Below are 6,785 nucleotides of genomic sequence, written 5' to 3' on the forward strand. Positions count from 1 at the left end.
GGTGTGAACACATGGGGTGGGGTAGCGGCGCTGCCTAGGGTCGAAGCATGACCGCGTCCCGTGCCCTCCCGGCCCCCCACGCCTCCCCGCCCGACCTGGGCGGCCGCACCGCGCTCGTCACCGGCGCCGCCGGCGGCATCGGCCGTGCCTGCGCGCTGCGGCTCGCGGCCGCCGGGGCCAAGGTGAGAGCCGTCGACCGGGACGCCGCGGGCCTGGAGGAACTGGCCGACCAGGCGCGCGGCCTCGCCGGCACGGTGGAGCCGCACCTCCTCGACCTCACCGACCTCGACGCCGCCGAACTCGCCGCTGCGGGCACCGACGTCCTCGTCAACAACGCCGGGATCCAACTCGTGCGCCCCATCGAGGAGTTCCCGCCCGACGTGTTCCACACGGTGCTCACCGTCATGCTGGAGGCACCGTTCCGGCTCATCCGCGGGGCCCTGCCCCACATGTACGGGCAGGGATGGGGCCGCGTCGTGAACGTGTCCTCCGTCCATGGGTTGCGAGCCTCGGCCTACAAGTCGGCCTATGTGGCCGCCAAACACGGTCTGGAGGGACTGTCCAAGACCACCGCCCTCGAAGGCGCGTCCCACGGTGTCACCTCGAACTGTGTGAACCCCGCCTATGTGCGCACCCCACTGGTCGAGAAGCAGCTCGCCGACCAGGCGCAGGCGCACGGCATCCCCGAGGAGCGCGTCCTGACGGAGGTGCTGCTCAAGGACAGCGCTGTCAAGCGGCTGATCGAACCGGAGGAGGTCGCCGAGGCGGTGGCGTACCTCTGCAGTCCGCCGGCGTCCTTCGTGACCGGTACCTCGCTGGTGCTCGACGGTGGCTGGACCGCCCACTGAACAGCCGGTCCCGCCGGCCGGGGCAGTTGTCCACAGGCCTGACGGGACGGGCCGGTCATGGTGAATCCTGTGAGCATGTCCAGCGATCACGTGCAGTCCACCGAGATGCCGTTCCTCGAGCTCCTGGCCCGGGGCGCGTCGGCCGACGCCTATGAGCAGCCGGAGCTGCTCGCGCGTGCCGAAGGGCGCTCGGCGCAGTGGATCGCCGCGCTCCGGCAGGCCAAGCCGCTCGCCCTGCGCGTGCGCGCCGAGCTGGAGGGACGACGGCGGCGCGAGGCCGAGTTGTCCGCACTGTTCGAGACCGCCCACGACCTCGCCGGACTGCGCGACCTCGACGCGGTACTCCAGGCGATCGTGCAGCGTGCCCGCTCGCTGCTGGGCACGGACGTCGCCTATCTCAGCCTGAACGACACGGAGCGCGGCGACACCTACATGCGGGTCACCGAGGGCTCGGTCGCGGCCCGGTTCCAGCAGCTGCGGCTCGGCATGGGGGAGGGGCTCGGCGGCCTCGTCGCGCAGACCGCGCGCCCCTATGTCACCGACGACTACTTCAAGGACGACCGTTTCCAGCACACCCTCACCATCGACGCGGGCGTGCGGGACGAGGGGCTGGTGGCCATCCTCGGGGTGCCGCTGACACTCGGGCACCATGTCATCGGCGTGCTGTTCGCCGCGGACCGCCGTGCCCGGGTCTTCGAGCGGGAGCAGATCGCCTTGCTCGGCTCCTTCGCCGCCCTCGCCGCGGCCGCCATCGACACGGCCAACCTGCTCGCCGAGACCCGGTCGGCCCTCGCCGGCCTGGAGCGGGCGAACGAGATCATCCGAGACCGCAGCGGCGTCATCGAGCGCGCCTCCGACGTGCACGACCGGCTCGCCGAGCTCGTCCTGCGCGGCGGCGGGGTGCACGACGTGGCCGCCGCCGTCTCCGAGATCCTCGACGGCACCGTCGAGTTCGCCGAGGCCGGCGCCGCACCCGCCGGGGCCCTGGAGAAGTCCGGCGCGGAGGGGCATGCGGTGCTGCACGAGGACGACTGGATCGCCGCCGTCGCCGCCGGCGGCGAACTGCTCGGCGCGCTGGTGCTGCGCGGGCACCCCGGGCTCGACCCCGTCGACCAGCGCACCCTGGAGCGCGCCGCCATGGTCACCTCCCTGCTGCTCCTGGCCCGCAGATCCGCCGCCGAGGCCGAACAGCGCGTACGCGGTGAGCTGCTGGACGACCTGCTGGACGCCCGCGACCGCGACCCGCGCCTGCTGAGGGAGCGCGCGACCCGGCTGCACGCCGACCTCGACGCTCTCCATGTGGTACTGGCCGCGCGGCTGGAGGGCGCCGCGGCCGACGCCGACCAGGAGGCGGACGCCCGCAGACGCCTGGCAGCGGCGGCGTCCCACCTGGCGGCGACCCGACACGGTTTGGCCGCCGCGCGCGATGGCGGCACCGTCCTGCTGCTGCCCCTCCGCCCCGGCGACACGGCCACCGGCCTGGCCCGCCGCGCCGCCCGGCACCTGGGCACCGCGGTCCACGCACCGGTCACGGTCGGCGCTTCCGCACCCGCCGAGGACCTTGCCACCCGTCCCGAGACCGTGGCCACGGCCTACGCGGAGGCCCGCCGCTGCCTGGAGGCCCTGCGCGTCCTCGGCCGCTGTGGGGACGGGGCAGCCGCCGAGGACTTCGGCTTCCTGGGACTGCTGCTGGCCGGCGACCGGGACATCCCGGGTTTCGTCGACCGCACCATCGGCCAGGTCGTCGCCTACGACCGGCGACGTGGCACGGAACTGCTGCGCACCCTCGACGCGTACTTCGCCTGCGGCATGAGCCCCGCCCGCACCAAGGACCGACTGCACGTCCATGTCAACACCGTCGCCCAGCGCCTGGAGCGCGTCGGCCGCCTCCTCGGCGACGACTGGCAGAGCCCGGCGCGGGCGCTGGAGATCCAACTCGCTCTGCGCCTGCATCAGTTGTCGGCTCCGGCACAGCGCTGACCCCCGTACGCGGGCAGGTACGGGGGCCAGGGGTCACGCGTCCTTGGCGGGTCAGACGGTGCGGGCGTCCTCCGCGGCGGCGGTCGTCCGGTCCGCTCCCGGGCTGGAGGGAAGAGCGACGTCGGCCAGGTCCCGGTGGCGCGTTTCCTTGGCCGCCGCCACCGCGATGACGGTGAGCACGGCGGCGGCGATGACGTACAGCGCGATCGGTGTGGAGCTGCCGTAGTCGGACAGCAGCGCGGTGGCGATCAGCGGAGCGGGCGCGCCCGCCGCGACCGAGGCGAACTGGGCGCCGATCGACGCCCCGGAGTAGCGCATACGTGTCGCGAACATCTCGGAGAAGAACGCGGCCTGGGGCGCGTACATCGCCCCGTGCAGGACCAGCCCGACGGTGACGGCGAGGATCAGGTTGCCGAAGCCGCCGGTGTCGATCAGCGAGAAGAACGGGAACATCCACAGCCCTACACCGACCGCACCCATCAGATACACGGGCCGGCGACCGATCCGGTCGGACAGCGCGCCCCACGCCGGGATGACGGCGAAGTGCACCGCCGAGGCGATGAGTACCGCGTTGAGCGCGGTCTGCTTGGAGACCCCGGCCGAGGTGGTGGCGTAGACGAGGATGAACGCGGTGATGACGTAGTAGCTGATGTTCTCCGCCATGCGGGCCCCCATGGCGACCAGGACGTCACGCCAGTGGTGCCGCAGGACGGAGACGAGCGGCAGTTTCTCGGCCTCCGCCGCGACGTCCGCCTGGCGGGCCTCGGCCTGCGCCAACGCCTGCTTGAAGACCGGGGATTCATCGACAGACAGACGAATCCACAAACCGACGATCACCAGCACCCCGGAAAGCAGGAACGGCACCCGCCAGCCCCAGCTGCCGAACGCGGCGTCCGACAGCAGGGCCGTGAGCAGCGACAGCACGCCGGTGGCCAGGAGTTGCCCCGCCGGCGCTCCGGTCTGCGGCCACGACGCCCAGAACCCCCGCCGCCGCGCGTCCCCGTGCTCCGACACCAGCAGCACGGCGCCGCCCCACTCACCGCCGAGCGCGAACCCCTGGACCAGGCGCAGCACGGTGAGCAGCACCGGCGCGGCCGTGCCGATGGAGGCGTGCGTCGGCAGCAGCCCGATGGCGAAGGTCGCCCCGCCCATCAGCAGCAGACTCAGCACCAGCAGTTTCTTGCGCCCGAGCCGGTCGCCGTAGTGCCCGAACACCAGGGCGCCCAGTGGCCGGGCGGCGAACCCGACCGCGTACGTCAGGAACGACAGCAGGGTGCCCATGAGCGGGTCGGAGTCCGGGAAGAACAGCTTGTTGAACACGAGCGCGGCGGCAGAGCCGTAGAGGAAGAAGTCGTACCACTCGATGGTGGTGCCGATGAGGCTGGCGGCGACGATGCGCTTGAGGCTGGCGGGGGGTGGGGGAGCGGTCGCGGGGGAGGACATCGGCACCACTTCCTGGGGTGTGACGGGGACGTTTGGTGTCGCCACACCGTAGGAATCCGCAGGTCAGGCGCACATGTGGCGGGGCAACATAGTTCGAGGGTTGGCTATGCGTGCGGCCACCATGCCGGCTCGTGGAAAGGCGGTTCAGGGGATCGGTGGCGGTCGAAACGAGTGTCGTCCGGGACGCGTAGTTCAGGGTGATTTGACGGTGCGGTGCTGACTCCCGTGCTGGTTTGGTGCTGACTAAAAGCCCACGTCATCACCCGCCTTCACCTGTCCCGTGCTGACTTGGTGCTGACTACGCTCCGTTGAACTCGGACATCTTGGGGCTGATCGGCTCAGGGCCGTCGCGCGGTAGGCGACCTGACTGATAGGCCGACCCGGCTTTGCCGCTCGGCTCTGCGGGCACGGACAAAGCGCTGCGGTGTGGTACGCGTTCGTCCCAGCAGATTCTTCGTCTGCTGGTGGTACACGCCTGACCTCGCTCCTGACCTGCGACAAAGAGTGGAAACGTCGAGTGCCAGGCTGATTCGGTCCGCACCTGGTCCGGATCTTGATGAGTGGTACGTGGTGCTAGCGAGTGGGCCGCGGTACCACATGGCACAGGTTGTAGAGACCGTCCGGTGGGCGTCCAGGCCAGTCCAAGATGAGCGCGTAATGCCAGGTCAGGGCATTCCGGTCCGGTGGAGTCGACCCAGTCGGTGATAGGCGTGTGAGAGCGGAGTGCGCGACGGGAAGCCCCGCAGGTGCGGCCCGGCGGGGCTTCTGAGTAGGTGGGTTTCCGTGTCCGCCGTGAGCACCGTTGCACTCGGGTCCTCCTCTCTCGAGCACCTGAAGCAAGGCCACGGAGACGCGCGTGCTATGGCCGATGCGCAGCATGCGGCCCGGGAACTTTCTCGACCAACCAGGCCGTATCCTTCAGCCCTCCAAATCTCAACGCCTTTGGAGATGTCTGCAGCATGGGAGCGCCCGCCGCGGCATTGCCGGAGACGGCGGTCGCCAGCCTCTCACGCGTCACCGCCGAGGACTGTGTGTCCACCATGTACCGCATCCTGCGCGAGCACGACGGCAAACGGGTCTTCTGTCACCTGTACTCGATCATCGACATGTACAGCCGCTACACCGTCGTCTGGATGGTCGCCGTCCGTGCCGACGTCCTGACCGCCGTCTACCAGCGCGACCCCGAACGGTTCGTCAACAAGCCACCCACCTCTCCGATCATCCCCACCAACGTGTGGATCAACCAGCCGGACGACCTCGCCGCCGCCCAGTGATCACCTCGGACGCCGGCGACCCCGGCTCACTCGACAAACCCTGAAACCGACCGACTCACCAGGCTTGACACGTTCCGCGTCTCGTGGTCGACCAGGACGAGGCCGCCACCATCCGGATTCTCCGCGTGCACGGGCGGGCTCGGCCTTGCACCGAGCCCGCCGCTCCCACTCCACCCGTTCCTGATCGCTCGCTGTGACGCCCACCCGGTTCGGCGTACGCCGTTGCCCGCGAATGTCAGGAACACCAGGACCTGTGTCACGCCACTGGCTAGCGCTGCAGTGTCAGTAGCCCCGGCCGGTACGGCAGGGTGCCGTAGTCCCCGCCGTCGGTGCTGGGGTCGCGCCCCTGGTAGAGGAACTGCAGATTGCAGGGGTCAACGGTCTTGGTCTGGTCGGGGTTGGTGCGAACCACGTCGCCGTGGCTGATGTCCCTGGTCCAGGTCGCGCCGCTGTTGGCACTGCCGGCGAAGGGGCTGGTCACGGTCTCGGCCTGCGGCTGCGGTGTCCACGTGCCGCCGAGGCTGGTGGCCGTGAACGAGCGGAAGTAGCGACCATACCCTGTGTAATTCTGGGCCTCGACGATCATGAGGTACTGGTTCTGACCCTGGATCTTGTAGACCTCCGGCGCCTCGAACAGGTTGAGCTCCGTGTCGCTCATGACCGTCGTGACCGAACCGAAGGTGCCCGGGAAGTTGCCGATGGGCATGCTGGACCGGTAGATGTCGCCCTTGTCGTTGGCGAAGAACATGTACATGTTCGTGTCGTCGCCGATGAGGGTCACGTCGAGGGGGCCCCCCTTCGGGAGGGTGCCCGTCCACAGCTCCTGCTGCGCGGACCAGCCGTTGGGGTCGGTGGGGTCGCTCGAGGTGCGGTAGGAGAAGCTGTATGGCCAACCCCCGTTGTAGGCGAGCACCCAGATGTTCTTCGGGGCGAAGTAGAAGAGCGTCGGCGCGATGCCATCGAAGGGAATCTTGTTCTGGGTGGCGGTGGCCATGTCGGACCAGTTCGTGAAGGGGCTGAAGGTCGTCAATCCCCAGCGCCCATCCTCACCGGCGACAGTGTCGTGCGTCGTGGCATAGACGACGTGCTTGCCGTTGTGGACGACGCTGGTGAAGTCCTTGAGCGAGGCCCACCCCGCCTTCGGCTGCGCCAGCGGGCCGGTCGAGGTCCAGCGGTAGGTCGACGGAAGGGCACACGAGTTGCCCGTCCCGGACAGGCCGGTCCACTTCTGGTTGGTGCC

Annotated in this window: 5 protein-coding genes; 3 read left to right on the forward strand and 2 right to left on the reverse strand. The window is 69.9% G+C overall.

Annotated elements, in window-relative coordinates; all coding sequences use genetic code 11:
• Positions 1–47 precede the first annotated feature (47 nt).
• Positions 48–848, forward strand: coding sequence for a 3-hydroxybutyrate dehydrogenase (locus tag IO24_RS0126050; RefSeq protein WP_031139485.1), 801 nt, complete (start codon positions 48–50; stop codon positions 846–848).
• A 75-nt stretch (positions 849–923) separates the two neighbouring features.
• Complete coding sequence (locus tag IO24_RS0126055; protein WP_031139487.1) at positions 924–2,828, forward strand: helix-turn-helix domain-containing protein; 1,905 nt, start codon at positions 924–926, stop codon at positions 2,826–2,828.
• 51 nt (positions 2,829–2,879) lie between these two features.
• Here IO24_RS0126055 and IO24_RS0126060 read toward each other — a convergent pair whose 3' ends face one another.
• Positions 2,880–4,271, reverse strand: coding sequence for an MFS transporter (locus IO24_RS0126060; protein ID WP_031139489.1), 1,392 nt, complete (start codon positions 4,269–4,271; stop codon positions 2,880–2,882).
• 959 nt (positions 4,272–5,230) lie between these two features.
• Here IO24_RS0126060 and IO24_RS41000 point away from each other — a divergent pair.
• Positions 5,231–5,545: a hypothetical protein gene (locus IO24_RS41000; protein WP_045296520.1), complete on the forward strand. Its 315-nt coding sequence runs from the start codon at positions 5,231–5,233 to the stop codon at positions 5,543–5,545.
• 268 nt (positions 5,546–5,813) lie between these two features.
• Here IO24_RS41000 and IO24_RS0126070 read toward each other — a convergent pair.
• The coding region (locus IO24_RS0126070; protein WP_031139491.1) for a non-reducing end alpha-L-arabinofuranosidase family hydrolase at positions 5,814–6,785 on the reverse strand (972 nt) is incomplete at its 5' end.

The organism is Streptomyces flavovariabilis (assembly GCF_000725785.1).
Classification (GTDB): domain Bacteria; phylum Actinomycetota; class Actinomycetes; order Streptomycetales; family Streptomycetaceae; genus Streptomyces; species Streptomyces hawaiiensis.

Bases quoted from the DNA above. Each gene is read 5' to 3' on its own strand.
- IO24_RS0126050 (WP_031139485.1), top strand. From the start codon at position 48: ATGACCGCGTCCCGTGCCCTCCCGGCCCCCCACGCCTCCCCGCCCGAC.
- IO24_RS0126055 (WP_031139487.1), top strand. From the start codon at position 924: ATGTCCAGCGATCACGTGCAGTCCACCGAGATGCCGTTCCTCGAGCTC.
- IO24_RS0126060 (WP_031139489.1), bottom strand. From the start codon at position 4,271: ATGTCCTCCCCCGCGACCGCTCCCCCACCCCCCGCCAGCCTCAAGCGC.
- IO24_RS41000 (WP_045296520.1), top strand. From the start codon at position 5,231: ATGGGAGCGCCCGCCGCGGCATTGCCGGAGACGGCGGTCGCCAGCCTC.